The organism is Serratia sp. SM04, from assembly GCF_040280225.1.
Taxonomy (GTDB): domain Bacteria; phylum Pseudomonadota; class Gammaproteobacteria; order Enterobacterales; family Enterobacteriaceae; genus Serratia; species Serratia sarumanii.
In genome coordinates, this window is sequence record NZ_JBEOQT010000021.1 from 724,203 (window position 1) to 743,644 (window position 19,442).

Sequence of the window (19,442 nt, forward strand, 5' to 3'; positions counted from 1 at the left end):
ATTTAGCGTTAAAGCAAAAAGCCCGCTCGGGTTTCCCTGAGCGGGCTTTTCTAAATATGGCTCCTCTGACTGGACTCGAACCAGTGACATACGGATTAACAGTCCGCCGTTCTACCGACTGAACTACAGAGGAATCGTGTGAACGGGGCGAATAATAGCGGGGCGCCTGGGGTTTGTCAAAGCGCTAAACTGCAAAAAAAGCGCGTTTGCTGAGGGAATGAGCACCTTGCGCTGTTTTTCGGCATTTTTCATCGCTATGCGCTGATTTTTGCATCCCAAATCGTTTTGACGTCGTTTGCACAAGCCGTTGCACGGCGATGGTGCAGGGTCACTCTCGCTATCCTGCACCTTCCCTCTTGGCCGTACGGCTTATCCCCCGTTAACCCCGTCAAACGCCGCGCCGCAACTGATATGTAGGATGAATAAGCAAACAATATGTATTCGTCGTCACAATGGCTGGATTTTTGCTTACCCATTTTTGGGGAATGCGACTGCGCTCTCAAGAAAATTATTTTCCCCGTCTACACATAAAGTGAAAGTTCCGCGCCCCAGGGCGTTCCGCTACACCAGTGCTGAGGAAGATAACAATGTCATCGAAATTGATAAAAAGTCCGCTCGCTGCTTTGCTCATCGGTTGTTTAGGTACGGCGTTTTCCGCGCAGGCCGATATCGTCATCGGCGTCGCCGGGCCGTTCTCCGGGCCGAACGCCACCTATGGCGATCAGTATTGGCGCGGCGCTTCGCAGGCGGCGGCGGACATCAACGCCGCCGGCGGCATCAAAGGGGAAAAAATCAAGCTGGTGCAGGGGGATGACGCCTGCGAACCGAAACAGGCGGTCGCGGTCGCCAACCGGCTGGTGGATCAGGAAAAGGTCTCGGCGGTGGTCGGCCACTTCTGCTCCTCTTCTACCATGCCCGCCTCCGAGGTGTATGACGAGGCCGGCATCATCGCCATCACCCCCGGCTCCACCAACCCGCAGATCACCGAGCGCGGCATGAAGACCATGTTCCGCATGTGCGGGCGCGACGATCAGCAGGGCGTGATCGCCACCAACTACATGCTGGACACCCTGAAGGCCAAGCGCATCGCGGTGATCCACGATAAAGACACCTATGGCCAGGGGCTGGCGGACGCGGCGAAGGCGGCGATGAACAAGCGCGGGGTCAAGGAAGTGCTGTATGAGGGGCTGTCGCGCGGCGAGAAAGACTTCAACGCGCTGGTGACCAAGATCGCCTCGGTCAAGCCGGACGTGGTCTACTTCGGCGGCTGCCATCCGGAAGCCGGGCCGCTGGTGCGCCAGATGCGCGAGCAGGGCGTGACCGCCAAGTTCTTCTCCGGCGACTGCGTGGTGACCGAAGAACTGGTGACCGCCGCCGGCGGGCCGCAGTACACCAACGGCGTGCTGATGACCTTCGGCAACGATCCGCGTCAGATCCCGGAAGGCAAGGCGGTGATCGCCAAGTTCCGCGCCAGCGGCTTTGAGCCGGAAGGGTACACCCTCTACTCCTACGCCTCGATACAGGCGATCGCCGCCGCCTTCAACGCCACCGGCGGCAAAGACAGCGCCAAGGCCGCCGAATGGCTGAAGTCGCACGATGTGGATACCGTGATGGGCAAAAAAGCCTGGGACCAGAAGGGCGACCTGAAGGTCTCGGACTACGTGGTCTACCAATGGGATGACAAGGGCAAATATCACCAGCTGTAAACGGCCGAACCTTGAAGTTGTAACCCTATGACCGACGGGCTCGCCGCTCTGGCGAGCCCGTTCCGCGATGACCTTTGGGCCGCGTCGGACTGCGTTGGCGGCCTTACCAGGCGAGACTGCTCATTATGGATGTATTCTTTCTGCAACAGCTGATCAACGGCCTGACCCTCGGTGCGGTGTATGGCCTGATCGCCATCGGCTACACCATGGTTTACGGCATCATCGGCATGATCAACTTCGCCCACGGCGAGGTGTACATGATCTCCGCCTACCTGTGCGCCATCGGCTTGGCGCTGCTGTCGTTCTTCGGGCTGCACTCGTTCCCGCTGCTGATCCTCGGCACGCTGGTGTTCACCATCGTCATCACCGGGGTGTACGGCTGGGTGATCGAGCGCATCGCCTACAAGCCGCTGCGCAACTCCACCCGCCTGGCGCCGCTGATCTCCGCCATCGGCATGTCGTTAATCCTGCAAAACTACGCGCAGATAAGCCAAGGGCCGCGCCAGCAGGGCATCCCAACGCTGCTGAGCGGCGTGTTCCGCCTGGAGTTCGACGGCGGCGTGGTGCAGATCACCTACACCAAGGTGTTTATTCTGGTGGCGTCGCTGCTCGGCATGGCGATCCTCACCTACATCATTCAGCGTACCCGGCTAGGGCGCATCTGCCGCGCCACCCAGCAGGATCGCAAAATGGCTTCGATTCTCGGCATCAATACCGATCGGGTGATCTCGCTGGTGTTCGTGATCGGCGCCGCCATGGCCGGGCTGGCCGGGGTGCTGATCACCATGAACTACGGCACCTTCGATTTTTACGTCGGCTTTATCATCGGCATCAAGGCCTTCACCGCCGCGGTGCTGGGCGGCATCGGCTCGCTGCCGGGTGCCATGCTGGGCGGATTGCTGCTCGGGGTGGCGGAGGCGCAGTTCGCCGGCATGGTGAACTCGGATTACAAGGACGTGTTCTCCTTCGGGTTGCTGGTGGCGATCCTGATCTTCCGTCCGCAGGGCCTGCTTGGCCGGCCGCTGATCGCCAAGGTTTAAGGAGAACGCCATGTCGCAATCCGTGATCCACGGCGGGCTGGACGTTAAACGCAGCCTGCTGGACGCCGTCTTGGCCGGGCTGATCGCCCTGATCGTGTTCGGGCCGATCGTCGGCATCGTGCTGAACGGCTACAGCTTTAACTTCGAACCGCACCGGCTGGTGTGGATTATCATCGCGGTGATGGCCGGGCGGCTGCTGCTGAGCCTGTTCCTGCAAACCGCGCCGGGGCGCAGGGTGCTGGCGCGCTTCGACGGTGGCAACGACGGCGTTTACGTGCGGCCGCTGGGCTATAAATCCAACCTGCGCTGGCTCCTGCCGCTGATGGCGGCGATCGCGCTGCTGTTCCCGTTCGTCGCCACCAAATACCTGCTGACGGTGGCGATCCTCGGCCTGATCTACGTGCTGCTCGGCCTGGGGCTGAACATCGTGGTCGGGCTGGCGGGGCTGCTCGATCTGGGGTACGTGGCGTTTTACGCCATCGGCGCCTACGGGCTGGCGCTGGGCTATCAGTACCTCGGGCTGGGCTTCTGGGCGATGCTGCCGCTGGGGGCGCTGATGGCGGCGCTGGCCGGCGCGCTGCTGGGCTTTCCGGTGCTGCGCATGCACGGCGACTACCTGGCGATCGTCACGCTGGGGTTCGGTGAGATCATCCGGCTGGTGCTGAACAACTGGATGTCGCTCACCGGCGGGCCGAACGGCGTCTCGGTGCCGGCGCCGACGGTGTTCGGCCTGGAGTTCGGCCGGCGCGCCAAAGACGGCGGGGTGCCGCTCCACGAGTTTCTCGGCATCGATTACAACCCCAACCTCAAGTTCATTTTCATCTACGCGGTGCTGTTTTTGGTGGTGCTGCTGGTGCTGTACATCAAGCACCGGCTGACGCGCATGCCGATCGGCCGCGCCTGGGAGGCGCTGCGCGAGGATGAGATCGCCTGCCGCTCTCTCGGGCTGAACCACGTGCTGGTGAAGCTGTCGGCCTTTATGCTGGGCGCCTCCACCGCCGGGCTGGCGGGGGTGTTTTTCGCCACCTATCAGGGTTTCGTCAACCCGACCTCGTTCACCTTCTTCGAGTCGGCGCTGATCCTGGCGATCGTGGTGCTGGGCGGCATGGGCTCCACCCTCGGCGTGGTGCTGGCGGCCTTCGTGCTGACGGTGGCGCCGGAGCTGCTGCGCAGCTTCGCCGAATACCGGGTGCTGCTGTTCGGCGTGCTGATGGTGGCGATGATGATCTGGCGGCCGCGCGGGCTGGTGCGCATCAGCCGCGCCAGCTTCGCCGAGCGCAAGGGGGTGGCGCCATGAGCGACGCCATTTTGCGGGTGGAGCACCTGATGATGCGCTTTGGCGGCATCAAGGCGCTGAACGACGTCAATCTGGAGGTAGAGCGCGGCTCCATCACCGCCCTGATCGGCCCCAACGGCGCCGGCAAGACCACGGTGTTCAACTGCCTGACCGGCTTTTACCGCGCCAGCGGCGGCGCGATCCTGCTCAATACTCACAAGCGGCCGACCGACGTGATCCAGGTGCTGGGGCAGAAGTTCCGCGCTGGCGACTGGATACGCCCGAAGCGGCTCGGCTCGCGCCTCTATTACAAGATGTTCGGCGGCACTCATTTGGTCAACCGCGCCGGGCTGGCGCGCACCTTCCAGAATATCCGCCTGTTCCGCGAAATGTCGGTAGTCGAGAACCTGCTGGTGGCGCAGCACATGCAGAGCAACCGCAACCTGATCGCCGGGGTGCTGAATACGCCGGGCTACCGCCGGGCGGAGAGCGCCGCGCTGGATCACGCCTTCTACTGGCTGGAGGTGGTGGATCTGGTGGACTGCGCCAACCGGCTGGCGGGGGAGATGTCCTACGGTCAGCAGCGGCGGCTGGAGATCGCGCGCGCCATGTGCACCGCGCCGGAGATGATCTGCCTCGACGAGCCGGCCGCCGGGCTGAACCCGGTGGAAACGGCCACGCTGAGCCGCATCATCCGTTTCCTGCGCCAGCATCACGGCATCACGGTGCTGCTGATCGAGCATGACATGGGCATGGTGATGGAGATCTCCGATCGGGTGATCGTGCTCGATCACGGCGACGTGATCGCCCGCGGCACGCCGCAGGAGATCCAGCACAATGAGGCGGTGATCGCCGCCTACCTGGGCGCGGACGAAGAGGAGCTGGCGGGATGAGCGAAGCGATGCTGGAATTTCGCGAAGTGGACGTGTTTTACGGGCCGATCCAGGCGCTGCGCAAGGTGTCGCTGCAGGTCAACGCCGGGGAGACGGTGGCGCTGATCGGCGCCAACGGCGCGGGAAAATCCACGCTGTTGATGTCGATCTTCGGCCAGCCGCGCATCGCCGGCGGGCAGATCCTGTTTGGCGGCGAGGACATCAGCCGCCGCTCCACGCACTACGTGGCGGCCGGCGGCATCGCGCAAGCGCCGGAAGGGCGGCGCATCTTTCCGGACATGAGCGTGGAGGAGAACCTGCTGATGGGCACCATCACCGTCGGCAACCGCTATCTGGCGGAGGATCTGCAGCGCATGTTCGAGCTGTTTCCGCGCCTCAAGGAACGGCGCAACCAGCGAGCGATGACCCTGTCCGGCGGCGAGCAGCAGATGCTGGCGATCGCCCGCGCGCTGATGAGCCGGCCGAAGCTGCTGCTGTTGGACGAGCCGAGCCTGGGGCTGGCGCCGATCGTGGTGCGGCAGATCTTCGGCGTGCTGCGCGAGCTGACCCGCAGCGGCATGACGCTGTTTCTGGTGGAGCAGAACGCCAACCACGCGCTGAAGCTGTCCGATCGCGGCTATGTGATGGTCAACGGCCAGATCCGCCTCACCGGCAGCGGCCAGGAGCTGTTGAACGATCCGGAGGTGAGAAAGGCCTATCTGGGCGGCGGCTGAACGCCGCCCCAGGGGCAGGGAGGCCCGCTTCAGAACTGTTTCTGCATCCAGCGCACGTTCAGCCGCACCAGGGCGATGATGGCGCTGGAGAGCAGCCGCAGCCCGCCGGGCATGTCGCGGCGGCGGATGTCCAGCAGCAGCACGGTGCGCACCTGCGGGCTGTCGTTCCACACTTCGTGTTCGAAGGTGTCGTCCCACAGCATGAACTCCCCCTCGTGCAGCCGGTATTCGCGGCCGTCCACTTTCAGCACCGCCGCCGGCGCGCCGTCGGTGCGTTTGGGCATGTCCAGCACCAGATAGCCGCGCAGAATGCCGCGAAACGGTCCGCGGTGGGGCGGCACCTGCTTGCCGGGCGCCAGGAAAGAGAGCGAGGCGGACAGCACGTCCGGCGACGAGGCGATCAGCGCCGCCAGCGTCGGGCAGCGCGCCAGGTTGCGGGCGATCGGCTGGCCGTAGGCCTTCATGATGAACATACGCCAGTCGCGCGCGTCGTTGGCGGAGATCGATTCCTGCTGGATCATGATCTCGTGAAAACGGGGAATATTGTGCAGATCGTGGGCGACGGTCAGCGCCTCTTCGCGGATCTGCCGCCATTGGGCGGTGAAACGTTCGGCGTCGGGGAACAGCGCGGCGCTGTCGAGCACCGGCTTGCCCTGAATGCGGCGATCGTAAACATTGCGCAATGCGAGCACGGACCAATCATAAATCGCGGACATAATGACCTCGCCTCAGAAAACGCCAAATGGACACTGCGCGCGGTTCTTCGGCGCGGCGCGTTGTCTGCGGCGGCCGGAGGGGAAGAGCGGCAGGAAAAATTGGTACGCTTCAATAGATTAGCACAGCATTTGTGCAACCGTGTGTCTGCGAATGTGTCGAAATGCGGCGAAAAAAACCACACAATTAAAGTGTGACGCGTATCGCATTTAGCGGGCCGGTTGGTTAAAATATCGCGACTTGCCCGCACCTGTCCGGATTTTGTTTACCATGGAACACGCTCCCGTTTCGCGCTCAACCGCCTGGTTGCGCGTGGTTATCCTCGCCGTCTCGGCCTTTATCTTCAACACCACCGAATTTATTCCGGTCGGTCTGCTGAGCGACATCGCCGCCAGCTTCTCGATGCAAACCGAACAGGTCGGCCTGATCATCACCATCTACGCCTGGATCGTCGCCGCCGCCTCATTGGCGTGCATGCTGCTGACCAGCAAAATCGAGCGCCGCAAGCTGCTGATCGGCGTGTTCATGCTGTTTATCGCCAGCCACGTGCTGACCGCCGTGGCCTGGAACTTCACCACGCTGGTCATTTCGCGCGCCGGCGTGGCGCTGGCGCACTCGGTGTTCTGGTCGATCACCGCCTCGCTGGCGATCCGCGTGGCGCCGCCGGGCAAGAAAGCCCAGGCGTTGAGCCTGCTGGCGGGCGGCACCGCGCTGGCGATGGTGCTCGGGCTGCCGCTCGGGCGGGTGGTGGGGCAGCTGCTCGGCTGGCGCATGACCTTTATCGGCATCGCGGTGTGCGCCACCCTGGCGCTGGTGCTGCTGTGGCGCCTGCTGCCGGTGCTGAAAAGCGAGCACTCCGGTTCGCTGGCCAGCGTGCCGCTGCTGTTCAAACGCCCGGCGCTGCTGGCGCTGTACATGCTGACCGTCATCGTGGTGACGGCGCATTTCACCGCCTACAGCTACATCGAGCCGTTTATCCAGACCGTGGCCGGGCTGTCGGAGAACTTCACCACGCTGATGCTGCTGCTGTTCGGCGCCGCCGGCATCGTCGGCAGCCTGCTGTTCAGCCGCTACAGCGAGCGTTTTCCTTCCGGCTTCTTTATCGGCGCCATCGCGCTGCTGGCCTTGAGCCTGCTGCTGCTGTTGCCGGCCGCCGGCAGTGAAAGCCACCTGACGGTGCTGTGCATCTTCTGGGGCATGGCGATCATGGCCATCGGCCTGTCGATGCAGGCCAAAGTGCTGAGCCTGGCGCCGGACGCCACCGACGTGGCGATGGCGATCTTCTCCGGCCTGTACAACTTCGGCATCGGCAGCGGCGCGCTGCTGGGCAACCAGGTGAGCCTGCATCTGGGCATGGGCAACATCGGCTTCGTCGCCGCGCCGCTGGCGCTGATCGCCCTCGGCTGGTGCCTGCTGAGCTTCTACCGCAGCGAACGGCTGCAGCAGCACCCCAGCCGTTAAGCCACCGATTCGGGATGCCGCTACGGCATCCCGCGTTGCATTTTCCTGCTATAAAACAGGCTGCTGCAGCGTTTTATGCTTAACTTTTTTTCATAGTCTGCTAATTAAAAATTTAACTCCGACGCCGCTTCGCTAGCATAGAAAGTCATCAAAAATGTTAATGCGAGGTTAACGGTGAGTGACTCTGTAGCGGCGTCGCCGATCCATGCGCGGGATTTGGCGGCCAGAATCGACGCCTTGCCCGCGTCGGCCGGCCTGTGGCGCTTTATCATTCTGCTGTCGCTGGGCGGCTTTTTCGAACTCTACGATCTGTTCCAAACCGGCTATATCAGCACCGGCCTTATCGCCGACGGCATTTTCCACACCGGCGCGCAGGGCGTCTTCGGCGTATCGGACCAGGCGGCCTTCGCCTCCGCCACCTTTCTTGGCCTGTTCGTCGGCGCCAGCCTGCTGAGCCCGTACGCCGATCGCTTCGGCCGCCGCGCCACATTTATGTTCGCCCTGATCTGGTATGGCGCCTTCTCGCTGCTGCTGGCGTTTCAACAGCAGGCGGAGTGGGTGATCTTTCTGCGCTTTCTGGTGGGCGTCGGGCTCGGCATCGAGCTGGTGACCATCGACACCTATCTGACGGAGTGGGTGCCTGCGCATCTGCGCACCCGGGCTTTCGCCTTCGCGTTCTTCGTGCAGTTCCTGTCGGTGCCGGCGGTGGCGCTGATGTCCTGGTGGCTGGTGCCGCAGACGATTTGGGGCCTGAGCGGCTGGCGCTACGTAGTGATCGCCGGCGCGCTGGCCTCGCTGGTGATCTGGCTGGTGCGCAAGGGGCTGCCGGAGTCGCCGCGCTGGCTGGTGCAGCAGCGGCGCTATGCGCAGGCCCGGCAGGTGATGCGGGATATGGAACGGCGCTGCGGCGTGGCGGCTACGGACTTCCCGTCGCGCCCGGTGGACGATGCTGAGGGGGCGCCGCTGCGCGGCCGCTTTCGCGACATCTGGGCGCCGCAGTATCGCGATCGCACGCTGATGCTGGTGGTGATGAACTTCTTTCAGGCCATCGGCTTCTTCGGCTTCGGCAACTGGCTGCCGGCGCTGCTGTCGGGCAAGGGCGCATCGGTCACCCACAGCCTGCTGTACGCTTTCTTCATCACGCTGGCCTATCCGCTGGGCTCGCTGCTGTGCAGCTTCTACGCCGACAAGATGGAGAATAAGTGGCAGATCGTGTTGTCTTGCCTGGTGACGGTGGTCTTCGGCTCGCTGTTCGCGCTGCAGAACAACCCGCTGTGGCTGATCCTGTGCGGCTTCTTCATCACCTGGTCCAACGCCTGGCTGACCTACAGCTACCACTCGTATCAATCCGAGATCTTCCCGACCCATATTCGCGCCCGCGCCGTCGGTTTCTGCTACTCCTTCAGCCGGCTGTCGACGGTGTTCAGCAGCATCATCATCGGCATTATCCTGCAGTACGGCGGCTCGCTGGGGGTGATCGCGTTTATCGTCGCCAGCATGCTGATCGTGATGCTGGTGATCGGGCTGTTCGGCCCGAAAACGCGCGGTATCGATCTGGAAAACATCTGACGTTTTGCGCCGGCGGTGACGCCGGCCTCTTCAGCAAAAAAACTCGCGATCATGCGAAAATTATTCCGTTATCACTGCCTTTGCGCCTGCCGTACTGTTACCCGGTACAAAATCCAATTCAATACCGAGCGGGGAACACGTCATGAGCATCCTCACCGCGCCCGATGGCGCGCGCATTTTCTATAAGGATTGGGGCCGCGGCCAGCCGATCCTGTTCTCCCACGGTTGGCCGTTGTCCGCCGATGCCTGGGACAACCAGCTGCTGTTTTTCGGCCAGAGCGGGTTCCGGGTGATCGCCCACGATCGCCGCGGCCATGGCCGTTCCGATCAGACCTGGCACGGCAACGACATCAACCAATACGCCGACGATCTGGCTCTGCTGATCGAAACGCTGGATCTGCGCGATCTGATCCTGGTCGGCCACGCCATCGGCGGCGGCGAAGTGGCGCGCTACATCGGCCGCCACGGCAGCGATCGGGTGGCGAAGGTGGTGCTGGTGGGCGCCGTGCCGCCGCTGATGCTGCAAACGCCGGCCAACCCGGAAGGCGCACCGATGGCGGCCTTCGACGGCATTCGCAGCGGCGTGGCGGACAACCGCTCGCAGCTCTTCAAAGATCTGGCGGTGCCGTTCTACGGTCTCCACTGCGACGAGGTGGAGAGCAATGCGGGGCTGATCGACCACTTCTGGCTGATGGGCATGCAGGGCGGCATGAAAGGGCAGTACGACGGCGTGAGCGCGTTCTCCGAAGTGGACTTCACCGCCGATCTGCTGGCGATCGACAGGCCGACGCTGCTGGTGCATGGCGACGCCGATCAGATCGTGCCGATCGGCGCCTCGGCGCTGAAAGCCGCTAAGCTTATGCAACAGGCGGAGCTGAACGTTTACGCCGGCGGCGCTCACGGCTTGGCGCAGGTCGATCCCGATCGCTTCAACGCCGATCTGCTGGCCTTTATCCAGAATTCGCCGTTCTAAGGGGGCGCGATGAACCTGACTGCTATCGCCGCCCGCTGCGCGCAGCGGCTGCATGCGCCCGCGGTGCGCTGGCTGCTGCTGCTCGCCATTTGCGCCGCCTACATCCAGGGCGGGTTGGTCAAGGCGCTGAACGTCGAAGGCGCGGTTGCCGAGATGACCCACTTCGGCCTGCAGCCGGCGGCGCTGTTCGCCGTGCTGGTGACGCTGCTGGAACTGGCGGCGTCGGCGCTGATCCTGAGCGGCTTTTACCGCTGGCTCGGCGCGTTGGCGCTGGCCGGTTTCACCCTGATGGCGACGCTGATGGCCAATCCGTTCTGGCAGTTCGACGGGGCGGAACGCGGCCAGATGATGAACGGATTTTTTGAACACCTCGGGCTGGCCGGCGCGCTGTTGCTGGTGGCATTTAACGATTTGAAGGAGCGAACGGATGGCTGAACAGACGGAAAACAAGGCTGCGGCGGGCGGCTTCGCGCCGCTGAAAATCCCCTTATTTGCGGTGCTGTGGGGCGCCACGGTGCTCGGCAACGTCGGCAGTTTTATGCGCGATGTCGCCAGCTCGTGGCTGATTACCGATCTGTCGAGCAACCCTTCGGCGGTGGCGCTGATGCAGACCGCCGCTACGCTGCCGGTGTTCCTGCTGGCGATCCCGGCCGGGGTACTGTCGGACATCCTCGATCGGCGGCGCTTTCTGATCTTCGTGCAAATTTTGCTGGCCTGCGTCAGCGGCAGCCTGCTGCTGCTGTCGCAGACCGGTGCGTTGACGGTGGAATACCTGCTGGCGCTGACCTTTGTCGGCGGCATCGGTGCGGCGCTGATGGGGCCGACCTGGCAGGCGATCGTGCCGGAGCTGGTGCCGCGCACCGAGCTGAAAAACGCCGTGGCGCTGAATTCGCTGGGCATCAACATCGCCCGCTCCATCGGCCCGGCGGCCGGCGGCCTGCTGCTGGCCAGTTTCGGCGCCGGCGCGGCCTACGGCGCGGACGTGATGAGCTATGTGCTGGTGATCGCGGCGCTGCTGTGGTGGAAGCGGCCGAAGGCCGAGGACAGCGGCCTGTCGGAACACTTCTTCGGCGCCTTCCGCGCCGGCCTGCGCTATGCCCGTTCCAGCCGCGAGCTGCACGTGGTACTGCTGCGGGCAGCGGTGTTCTTCGCCTTCTCCAGCTCGGTCTGGGCGCTGCTGCCGCTGGTGGCGCGCCGCATGCTGGGCGGCAGCGCCGGTTTTTACGGCGTTCTGCTGGGGGCGGTAGGCGCCGGGGCGATCCTCGGGGCGATCGCGCTGCCGCGCCTGCGCCAGCGGCTGAATGCCGACGGGCTGGTGTTGCTGGCAGCGGTGCTGACCGCCGTGGTGATGGCGGCCCTGTCGCTGGCGCCGCCGCAGTGGCTGGCGGTGGTGCTGCTATTGGTGCTGGGTGCCGGCTGGATTATCGCGCTGACCACGCTCAACGGCGCGGCGCAGGGCGTGCTGCCCAACTGGGTGCGCGGCCGCGGCCTGGCCATCTACCTGATGGTGTTCAACGGCGCGATGGCGGCGGGCAGCCTGTTGTGGGGGCTGGTGGCGCAGGAGCTGGGCGTGGCCGCCACGCTGCTGGTCGGCGGCGTCGGCCTGCTGGCGGCGGGGCTGCTGTTCCACCGCCTGCGGCTGCCGACCGGCGAAGCCGATCTGCAGCCGTCGAACCATTGGCCGGAGCCGCTGGTCAACACGCCGGTCGAGAACGATCGCGGCCCGGTGATGATTCAGGTGGAGTACCGCATCCGCGAACAGGATCGGCCGCAGTTCTTGCGCACGCTGCTGATGCTGGAGCGGGCACGCCGCCGCGACGGCGCTTACGCCTGGGGCATCACCGAGCACACCGGCGATCCGGAATGCATCATGGAGTGGTTCCTGGTGGAGTCCTGGGCGGAGCACCTGCGGCAGCACCAGCGGGTGTCGCACGCCGACGCCGATCTGCAGCAGTCGGCGCTGCGCTTCCATATCGGGCCGGAGAAACCGGTGGTGCATCACTTCCTGTCGCTGGACAGGCGGCAGGTGAAGCATTAACTGCACGGCCAGGCGGTGAGAAGGTGCTATGCTTTTGGTCGGTTCGGCGGCGCGGCCGCCGTAAGACGAATGTAGTCAGCACAGGGAGACACATTGATGACGGCACCTTCTGCTTTTGCCCGCGAGCTTGGGCTGCGCTATCCGATCGTTCAGGGGCCGATGAACGGCGCGTCGCCGCCGGCGTTGGCGGTGGCGGTGAGCAACGCCGGGGCGCTGGGCTCGTGCGCGGCGGCGCTGTTTTCACCGGCGGTGATCCTCGAACGGGTGCAGCAGATCCGCGCGCAGACCGCCGGGCCGTTCAATATCAACCTGTTTCTGCTCGATGAGCAGCACCCGGATCTCGCTGAGCTCAAGCGCGCCCAGCACCTGCTGCGGCCGTTCCGCGAAGCGCTGGGGCTGAGCGAGCCGCCGATCCCCACCCAATTCGCCGAAAACAACCGTGACCAGATCGCGGCCTTGCTGGAGGCGGCGCCGCCGGTGGCCAGCTTCACCTTCGGCGTGCTGCCGCGCGCCACGGTCACGCAGTTCAAGAAGGCTGGCTCGCGGGTGATCGGCACCGCCACCACGGTGGCGGAAGCCCGCGCCTGGGAAGAGGCGGGCGCCGACTTCGTTTGCGTCTCTGGCTCGGAGGCGGGCGGCCACCGCCCGACTTTCCTTGGCGATATCGAGCAATCCTGCGTCGGCCTGATGGCCCTGCTGCCGCAGGTGGTGGCGGCGGTGAAGATCCCGGTGATCGCCGCGGGCGGTATCATGAACGGGCGCGGCATCGCGGCTGCGCGCTTGCTGGGCGCGCAGGCGGCGCAGCTGGGCACCGCGTTTCTGTGCAGCCCGGAGTCGGGCATCGCCGAAGCCTGGCGGGCGGCGCTGCGCAACGCCGGCGATGACAGCACGCGCCTGACGCGCGCCTTCAGCGGCCGCCCGGCGCGCGGCATCGTCAATGATTTCATGCGCCAGATGCGCGCGGAAGAGGCGCAAATCCTGCCTTATCCGGTGCAGAACGCGCTCACCGGCGATATCCGCCAGGCGGCGGCCAAGGCCGGGCGCGGAGAGTTTATGTCGCTGTGGGCCGGGCAGGGCGTGGGCCTGGCGCGGCCGATGCCGGCGGCGGAGCTGGTCGCCACCCTGGCGGCGGAGCTGGAGGCGGTGTGAGCTCGTCTGCGCGATTTGGGGGGAGCAACGGAGCCAAAACCGTTGTTTTCTGCCCCAGGGCTGGACTGAAAACCAATCTGGCGTGGAATTAGCCATCAACGAAAACGTCCAACAAACTCTCGTTTGTTGGACGCTGCTTAAAACGCACTTATGGAAGGCACTGGTAATTACTCAATACCGTATTTTTTCTCGGTTACGAATGCGGGTTCTTTCCAGTTTGGACCTCTTTTATAGCCACCTTTTCCATTAGATGATACATCCCCTTTTTCTCGCATGCTTTTCACTAATGAAATCAGTTCAATGTTTGATATACGTTTATTACCATACATAGTGCAATACCCATCTAATTGAGGATGAGATATCCCGTTTTCTTTTCGTCCCGACAAGAATAAAACTATGTCTCGGATTTGTTCATTTTCAAACATAGGTTTAAAATCAATCATATATAACCTCCAGATTTATTCATCACCAGCTTTTAATGCTTCTGGTGTATATAACAGAGAGCGATCGCTACTTAATTTGTAATCTTCCAACGTCGCCGTATGAGTGTTATTCCATGTAGCACCATCGTCATCAGGTGATATTCCATCAGGAACACCAACTGCTCTATAACGCTCCAATTCCCTGATTTCGTGGGTGTAAAAACGCTTGTCGGTATCGGTGGGCTGTATTTCTCCCTTCAGGATATTTTCCAGGCGGTCAATCATCACCTTGTTATCGGGAGATTCGCCAAACCGCTCGGTATGCAGCTTCACTTTGTCCACGCCGGCGCGGTCAATGGTGGCGGTTTTCCAGTCCAGATTCTGAATTGGGCCACCGGCCTTGTCCGTGTTGTAGTCGCGACCACTGTATTGCCCTTTAGCGTTAGTTTCACCATAGATACCACTGAGCATGACATAGACAGGCTCAACACCGGTTCCCGTTGCATCAGGCTGCCAGTAGATAAAATCCTGCAGTGGCATGTCATCTGCAGGGAACGTCGTCGTGACGATACTGTCGGCCTGCTTTATCTCCGTACCGGTATGCACCGGCGTTACCGGCGCTGCAGACGCAGGATTGCCGGTATGCCACGGACCCGACGGGGCGGTGCCCGGGTTTATCAAAATGGTTCGCCCCGGCGCACCGGCAACCGCCGGCAAGGTTATCCGGTCCAGGCCGGTTTTTTCATCGCGAACCGGCCGATACACCGGCACGGTAGCGGAGACGCCGCCCGTTCCTGTTTTGACCAGTATTACCTCTTGCTGACCGCTATTCCCTCTGCGAATAAACCCGCGCATCGGTAAATCGACCGTGGTCATTTCCGGCTGAATCGGTGTTTTCCCTGCGGCAACCAGGCTGGCCGGAACGGTAAACATCTGTGTTAAATCACGACCCAGCAATTTATCAATATCGCTCTGACTTTCACCGGCTTTCCCCGGCCAGAATCCGACAACGAAGGCGCCGACAGCCGGAGCTACCGCAGTGAGCGTGGTAACCCGGGAAACTTCGACGGCGCCGCGCCACACTCCACCGGATACCCAGCCGGCCAGCTCACTGGCGCTGGTCATCACGCTGTTGATCCATGTTGATAATTGTACCATACCGCCCGCGCGGTTGAGCACCATGACCCCGGCCGTGGCCATCGCGGCATTGGCCGCTTTTATCATGCCGGGTGTATAGACCGGGGCGTCCAGTACGCCGGCTTTGGCGAACAGCGCTTTCCGAGCTGCTTCAGCCTTGCGGGCTTCTTCAGCTCGACGGACTTCCTCTGCCTTACGGGCCTCTTCGGCTTTGCGGGCTTCTTCAGCTCGACGGGCTTCCTCTGCCTTGCGAGCTTCCTCAGCTTTGCGGACTTCCTCTTCCTTCTCACGCTGTTCATTTTCTAAATGTTCAATATTTTGTTTGGCTGTGTCAATTTCTGACTGTATTCTCTTCTCTTCTTCCAGTTTTTTACCCATTTCCTTTCTGTTTAATGATTGCTGCTCCCTAACCCAGGAGGTGGGCTTTTCTCTAGAGAAGAACCAGTCTTCATTATTCAGCTTTAAATATTCCTGATGTACTTTTCGTTTATTAGCTTCATTTCGAAGAATGGTAAGGCGTTCTTTACTTACCTTTAACTTGCTAATAATTACTTTTAGGTTTGCTTTCTCGAACTCAGTCAGTTGACTACTTTCAGCTTTCTTGCTTAATGCGTCAATATCCTTTTGAATTTCTTTAATTTGGTTGTCAATTTCATTTGCTTTATTAGCTGCAAACTGAATGGCTGTATCTGAATCCTCACGGTAACTCTCTTTTGCTTCATTACTGAATGGCGTGATATCATCATCTTCAGGAGCAAAAGCACTTATCGGTTTATTAATATCGGAAATTTTTTGATCCCAGATATGGGTAATATTACTCAATTCCTTCTGTCTATCAGGTAAACCCTCGCCAACCCATGCTTCTACAACCATATTGCTATCTGATAAGTCAAACCCTCGTTGCCACCCATGTCCATTCCACTTGTATCCCATTGAAGTCATTACATCGCGTTCATACTGCGTTGTATCTTCATATCGTGTCATAATCCGATCCCTCTTCAAATAGAACGATGTAATCGACGCGCAGCCGAGCTGCGAATAACGCAGACATTATTGAACCGGGAAGCAGCTTCTGCATTTACACCGCCTTGACGCTCCCTTCCTTTACCATCACCGTAATTAAATCCATTCATAATTGAGTTCCTTTCCGTCATCGTGTTGTAAGCGTGGTACTCGCCTGTAAAGGCGCTGAGAGGTATTCAGTGCTAACCCCCCAATATTGTTAATCAGGCGCGCTCAATGCCTTTTTCCAAGGCAACCAGTCGTCTTTCAAAAGCCTCTCGTTCTGCTTCGCGCAGTGAGCATTCTTCCTTAAGCGCTTCAACCAGCAACGCGACTACGCCGTTGATATTGATGCTGCGGGCGTCTTTCAGCACGCTGCCGTCATTGAGTTTCAGCTCGGTCTGGGTCACGGATTGGGGGAGAATTTCTTCCACTTCTTGTGCAATCACGCCGGCTTCCGGCACGCCCTGTTTGAGGTAGGTGTAGCCGCCGATGTTGGCCAGCTTGTCCAGGGCGCCGTCGATTGGGGTTATTTCCGTTTTCATACGGACGTCAGAGCTGATGTTCCACCCGCCGCCGGTGACGGCATAGCCGTCTTCTTTGAAAACGAACCAGCTATTTTTATTGCCGTCACTCACGTTAATGACCAGCTCGTTGTACTTCACATGGTCGTGGTGATAAATTTTTACGTGTTTATTACCTGGATTAGGTAAATAAAGCCCGTTGGTAAGGGATTCCTGCGATTTATCGACATTCTCAGGCGGGCTTGCAGTGAACCAGCCGTGAGCGTTGCGCTTGGTCAGTTGTCCAACAGACAGCTCGGCATTGGGTTTGACCCGGAGTTCATTCCAGTTTCCCTGCCAGTCGCGGTAAGAGAGCAGGCCATAATCCTCTTTGCCGGCGACCACGCGTGACCCCATCAGCATGGTTGTGGTGATATTACCGCTGGTAAATTTGGTATGTATAGTTGCCGCATTATAGACCTGCCCGTTGATAAGCGGAGCCGGGCCGGTGGTCGCAGTGGAGATGTCGGCATTATGCGAAACCATCGCCCCGCCGGAGATATCTACGCCGTTGCGCAGTGCCACCCGACCGGAAGCCAGATTGAACGAAAAGGGGCGCAGCGTGTTCCACTGCCCGTCCTGTGCCTGTCCGGTTGGTGTGGTCAGGGCATAAAAATCCTTGCCGTCGTTACGCAACATTACGCCGGTGTTGCCGTTGGCCAGTCGAAAGCCGTTGGCAGATTTGGAGACGATTTCACCGTCGCTGACGACCCGTTTGCGCAGTGTAGTCAGCGACTTTAGTTCGGTGATGTCGTCGTTGACGCCACTCTGTACCTGGGCATTTTTCTTTTGTTCAGCCATGATAATTCCTCAGTTTATTAATAAGTTCCTGCCATGGAAATGGCACATGGTAACGCTTTACAGACAGTTAACGACGCTGCGCATTTAAGACGAAGATGGTTAAAAATTACGAAAACTGTATGCATGAACAGTAGGTTATGAGCATCAGGAATAGATATCAAATGATAATGACTATCATTTGCTGTGTGATGGATGAGACAAGAAAGAAGAACGGATGATTTCTGGCGATGACGTAATAACTTATTGATTTATAGAATAATAGTCATTTAAATTGACTGCTTAAGTGCGTTTATTGTTCCGTTGCTCCTCACACCCATTTACTGCTTTGGTGATGTGGGAACCGCGCAAAAAACGCCATCGGCAGGCCTGAAAAGAGATAAACAGTCCGGCGTTCGCGCCGGACTGCGGATTTCTTGGCTAGACGAGAATATCGGCGGAAGCGTCGACCTGCCCCACGATTTTAACCAGGAAATCAGGCTGGTTATGGCCGGAGAGATTGATCGCCAGATCGGTGACATTCTGCTGCGAGTCATAATTCAGCGCCGCTTCATACAGCGAGCCGCTTAAATTATCGACGAAGTGCAACTCGCCCCCCTCGGCCTTAACCGTCTGGTTGAGCCACGACAGATCGATTTTATCCACCGCCGTTTGGAAATCACGGATCCAGTCCGGCGCGGCGGCCTGGCTGTCGTCGGCTGCGCTGAAGACGAAGGTGTCGGCGCCTGCATTGCCCCAGAGCTGATCGGCGCCGTCGGCACCGTAAATGATATCGTTGCCTGCGCCACCTTTGAGCGTATTGTTCAGTGCGTTGCCCACTAAGATATCGGCGCCGCTGCCGCCGATGATATTTTCAATCTGCGCGCCATAGGCGATGGCGATATTCGCCTTCAATCCGCCCACATCTGAGAATGAGCCTTCGTTAATGTTGATGCGCTGATCTTGGCTGTAGCCTGAAAAATCCAGCGTGTCGTTGCCGCCGGCATCCCAGATAGCCGCCACGATTTTGTCCGTGGACGCCTTAACGCTCAAAAAGTCTCGATCCGTATTCGAGTTGAAACCATAGGTGGTATCACCGGTGCGCGTGGTGGTGTTCGCGCCGTACAGCTTCTGAATGGCGGTAATATCATCCAGCTGCGGCCCCGAGGGCCATACGCCTTTATAGTCGGCGCCGGTGTTTTGTTCACTAAAATAGCTCATCAAAGAATATTGATGGTCGTCCTCATAATATTTCGCCGAGTTGGTGTAGGTGGGGTAGGTCGCGTTGGAGGCATCATAGTTTCCGGGGTGGGAGAGCCCGAGCGCATGCCCTATTTCGTGGGTCAGCGTATCCCTGGCATAGTTATTGGTCTGCGGATTCGAAGCGTCGTAGCCTTTGTTGCCGCTGATCCAGATGGTGCTTTTCAGGTCGTTTTGCGTACTTTCATAGGAGGTGTAATTGCCTCCGCTGGCCGCCTTATAAAAACCAAACTTTATATCAGCACTTTTGGCATCGGTGCCTTTGACCTCGGTGAAGGTGATATTGGCCACGTCTGACCAGGACTGCAATGAAAGCTTGGTTTGGGCCTGTTGGGCGGCGGTAAGTTGTGCGGATCCTGGCTTATCGCTGTCGGTATACACGGGGAAAGAGTAGGTTATTGTTGCCGCATGGTCAGTCACGCCTTTGCCATTGGCGGAATAATGGCTCCTCAGCAACAGATCTGAAACGTCTTCCGTGGCGTATGAAGGCTTGCTGCTTCCCTCGCGATCGCCTCTTTCATAATCGGTTAAATAATCTGAGATTTTATCGGTAGCTAATGACATATCAAACTCCTTTGGACGTTGACAATATTGCACTTAACGCTCTATATGCTCGTACACAGGTTTGAAAATAGGGGGGGTTATTGGGTTATCATTGGCCTTGCCTCCTTGGTCTGGCTTGAATATCGCACTCAAGCGGGATATGTCCTTATCATTAATCACGGTGAGGAATTAATGGCGCGCAATGG

General features: G+C 60.1%; 16 protein-coding genes and 1 tRNA gene. 11 read left to right on the forward strand and 6 right to left on the reverse strand.

Annotation, left to right across the window (positions count from 1 at the left end; all coding sequences use genetic code 11):
- Window positions 1-57 precede the first annotated feature (57 nt).
- Window positions 58-133, reverse strand: a tRNA-Asn gene (locus tag ABTW55_RS17865).
- Window positions 134-587: 454 nt separating this feature from the next.
- Here ABTW55_RS17865 and ABTW55_RS17870 point away from each other — a divergent pair.
- The 5 genes from ABTW55_RS17870 to ABTW55_RS17890 all read left to right on the forward strand — a co-directional run bounded on the left by ABTW55_RS17870 (window position 588) and on the right by ABTW55_RS17890 (window position 5,628).
- Window positions 588-1,706 carry a branched-chain amino acid ABC transporter substrate-binding protein gene (locus ABTW55_RS17870; protein ID WP_033647954.1) on the forward strand — a complete coding sequence of 373 codons (1,119 nt, stop codon included), beginning with the start codon at window positions 588-590 and terminating at the stop codon, window positions 1,704-1,706.
- A 125-nt stretch (window positions 1,707-1,831) separates the two neighbouring features.
- Window positions 1,832-2,746 (forward strand): branched-chain amino acid ABC transporter permease, encoded by a 915-nt coding sequence (locus ABTW55_RS17875; RefSeq protein WP_004928592.1) that lies wholly within the window; start codon window positions 1,832-1,834, stop codon window positions 2,744-2,746.
- A gap of 10 nt (window positions 2,747-2,756) precedes the next feature.
- Window positions 2,757-4,043: a high-affinity branched-chain amino acid ABC transporter permease LivM gene (gene livM / locus ABTW55_RS17880; RefSeq protein WP_060421814.1), complete on the forward strand. Its 1,287-nt coding sequence runs from the start codon at window positions 2,757-2,759 to the stop codon at window positions 4,041-4,043.
- Window positions 4,040-4,915, forward strand: coding sequence for an ABC transporter ATP-binding protein (locus ABTW55_RS17885; protein WP_033635209.1), 876 nt, complete (start codon window positions 4,040-4,042; stop codon window positions 4,913-4,915). Before livM ends, ABTW55_RS17885 begins: the two co-directional genes overlap by 4 nt.
- Window positions 4,912-5,628 carry an ABC transporter ATP-binding protein gene (locus ABTW55_RS17890; RefSeq protein WP_033647952.1) on the forward strand — a complete coding sequence of 239 codons (717 nt, stop codon included), beginning with the start codon at window positions 4,912-4,914 and terminating at the stop codon, window positions 5,626-5,628. The genes ABTW55_RS17885 and ABTW55_RS17890 overlap by 4 nt, the downstream gene beginning before the upstream one ends.
- Window positions 5,629-5,657: 29 nt before the next feature.
- On the opposite strand, the gene ABTW55_RS17895 is transcribed toward ABTW55_RS17890, so the two are convergent.
- Entirely contained in the window at window positions 5,658-6,344 is a 687-nt protein-coding gene (locus tag ABTW55_RS17895; RefSeq protein WP_033647951.1) for an aspartyl/asparaginyl beta-hydroxylase domain-containing protein, read from the reverse strand.
- A gap of 268 nt (window positions 6,345-6,612) precedes the next feature.
- On the opposite strand from ABTW55_RS17895, the gene ABTW55_RS17900 reads away from it, so the two are divergent.
- The 6 genes from ABTW55_RS17900 (at window position 6,613) to ABTW55_RS17925 (ending at window position 13,532) form a co-directional block, all read left to right on the forward strand.
- Window positions 6,613-7,803: a sugar transporter gene (locus ABTW55_RS17900; RefSeq protein WP_060421811.1), complete on the forward strand. Its 1,191-nt coding sequence runs from the start codon at window positions 6,613-6,615 to the stop codon at window positions 7,801-7,803.
- A 174-nt stretch (window positions 7,804-7,977) separates the two neighbouring features.
- On the forward strand, window positions 7,978-9,372 hold the full coding sequence (locus tag ABTW55_RS17905; RefSeq protein WP_181423047.1) for an MFS transporter: 1,395 nt from the start codon (window positions 7,978-7,980) through the stop codon (window positions 9,370-9,372).
- Between the two features lie 142 nt (window positions 9,373-9,514).
- Entirely contained in the window at window positions 9,515-10,345 is an 831-nt protein-coding gene (locus ABTW55_RS17910) for an alpha/beta fold hydrolase (RefSeq protein ID WP_060421806.1), read from the forward strand.
- 9 nt (window positions 10,346-10,354) lie between these two features.
- The gene (locus ABTW55_RS17915) at window positions 10,355-10,780 is read left to right on the forward strand and encodes a DoxX family protein (protein ID WP_033635204.1); all 426 of its coding nucleotides are present in this window, start codon (window positions 10,355-10,357) and stop codon (window positions 10,778-10,780) included.
- Window positions 10,773-12,383, forward strand: a complete 1,611-nt coding sequence (locus tag ABTW55_RS17920; protein WP_060421803.1) for an MFS transporter — start codon at window positions 10,773-10,775, stop codon at window positions 12,381-12,383. The genes ABTW55_RS17915 and ABTW55_RS17920 overlap by 8 nt, the downstream gene beginning before the upstream one ends.
- 96 nt (window positions 12,384-12,479) lie before the next feature.
- Window positions 12,480-13,532, forward strand: a complete 1,053-nt coding sequence (locus tag ABTW55_RS17925) for a nitronate monooxygenase family protein (protein ID WP_060421799.1) — start codon at window positions 12,480-12,482, stop codon at window positions 13,530-13,532.
- Window positions 13,533-13,699: 167 nt separating this feature from the next.
- Here the strand turns inward: ABTW55_RS17925 and ABTW55_RS17930 are convergent, their stop codons facing one another.
- The 4 genes from ABTW55_RS17930 to ABTW55_RS17945 all read right to left on the reverse strand — a co-directional run bounded on the left by ABTW55_RS17930 (window position 13,700) and on the right by ABTW55_RS17945 (window position 19,257).
- The gene (locus ABTW55_RS17930) at window positions 13,700-13,975 is read right to left on the reverse strand and encodes a hypothetical protein (RefSeq protein ID WP_071796825.1); all 276 of its coding nucleotides are present in this window, start codon (window positions 13,973-13,975) and stop codon (window positions 13,700-13,702) included.
- Between the two features lie 15 nt (window positions 13,976-13,990).
- Window positions 13,991-16,075 carry an S-type pyocin domain-containing protein gene (locus tag ABTW55_RS17935; protein ID WP_230199925.1) on the reverse strand — a complete coding sequence of 695 codons (2,085 nt, stop codon included), beginning with the start codon at window positions 16,073-16,075 and terminating at the stop codon, window positions 13,991-13,993.
- A 242-nt stretch (window positions 16,076-16,317) separates the two neighbouring features.
- Window positions 16,318-17,457 (reverse strand): tail fiber domain-containing protein, encoded by a 1,140-nt coding sequence (locus ABTW55_RS17940; protein WP_039565187.1) that lies wholly within the window; start codon window positions 17,455-17,457, stop codon window positions 16,318-16,320.
- 417 nt (window positions 17,458-17,874) lie between these two features.
- Window positions 17,875-19,257, reverse strand: coding sequence for a serralysin family metalloprotease (locus tag ABTW55_RS17945; RefSeq protein ID WP_043147680.1), 1,383 nt, complete (start codon window positions 19,255-19,257; stop codon window positions 17,875-17,877).
- Window positions 19,258-19,442 lie beyond the last annotated feature (185 nt).

Coding starts and splice junctions, on each gene's coding strand:
- ABTW55_RS17870 (WP_033647954.1), top strand. CDS start 588: ATGTCATCGAAATTGATAAAAAGTCCGCTCGCTGCTTTGCTCATCGGT.
- ABTW55_RS17875 (WP_004928592.1), top strand. CDS start 1,832: ATGGATGTATTCTTTCTGCAACAGCTGATCAACGGCCTGACCCTCGGT.
- livM (WP_060421814.1), top strand. CDS start 2,757: ATGTCGCAATCCGTGATCCACGGCGGGCTGGACGTTAAACGCAGCCTG.
- ABTW55_RS17885 (WP_033635209.1), top strand. CDS start 4,040: ATGAGCGACGCCATTTTGCGGGTGGAGCACCTGATGATGCGCTTTGGC.
- ABTW55_RS17890 (WP_033647952.1), top strand. CDS start 4,912: ATGAGCGAAGCGATGCTGGAATTTCGCGAAGTGGACGTGTTTTACGGG.
- ABTW55_RS17895 (WP_033647951.1), bottom strand. CDS start 6,344: ATGTCCGCGATTTATGATTGGTCCGTGCTCGCATTGCGCAATGTTTAC.
- ABTW55_RS17900 (WP_060421811.1), top strand. CDS start 6,613: ATGGAACACGCTCCCGTTTCGCGCTCAACCGCCTGGTTGCGCGTGGTT.
- ABTW55_RS17910 (WP_060421806.1), top strand. CDS start 9,515: ATGAGCATCCTCACCGCGCCCGATGGCGCGCGCATTTTCTATAAGGAT.
- ABTW55_RS17915 (WP_033635204.1), top strand. CDS start 10,355: ATGAACCTGACTGCTATCGCCGCCCGCTGCGCGCAGCGGCTGCATGCG.
- ABTW55_RS17920 (WP_060421803.1), top strand. CDS start 10,773: ATGGCTGAACAGACGGAAAACAAGGCTGCGGCGGGCGGCTTCGCGCCG.
- ABTW55_RS17925 (WP_060421799.1), top strand. CDS start 12,480: ATGACGGCACCTTCTGCTTTTGCCCGCGAGCTTGGGCTGCGCTATCCG.
- ABTW55_RS17930 (WP_071796825.1), bottom strand. CDS start 13,975: ATGATTGATTTTAAACCTATGTTTGAAAATGAACAAATCCGAGACATA.
- ABTW55_RS17935 (WP_230199925.1), bottom strand. CDS start 16,075: ATGACACGATATGAAGATACAACGCAGTATGAACGCGATGTAATGACT.
- ABTW55_RS17940 (WP_039565187.1), bottom strand. CDS start 17,457: ATGGCTGAACAAAAGAAAAATGCCCAGGTACAGAGTGGCGTCAACGAC.
- ABTW55_RS17945 (WP_043147680.1), bottom strand. CDS start 19,257: ATGTCATTAGCTACCGATAAAATCTCAGATTATTTAACCGATTATGAA.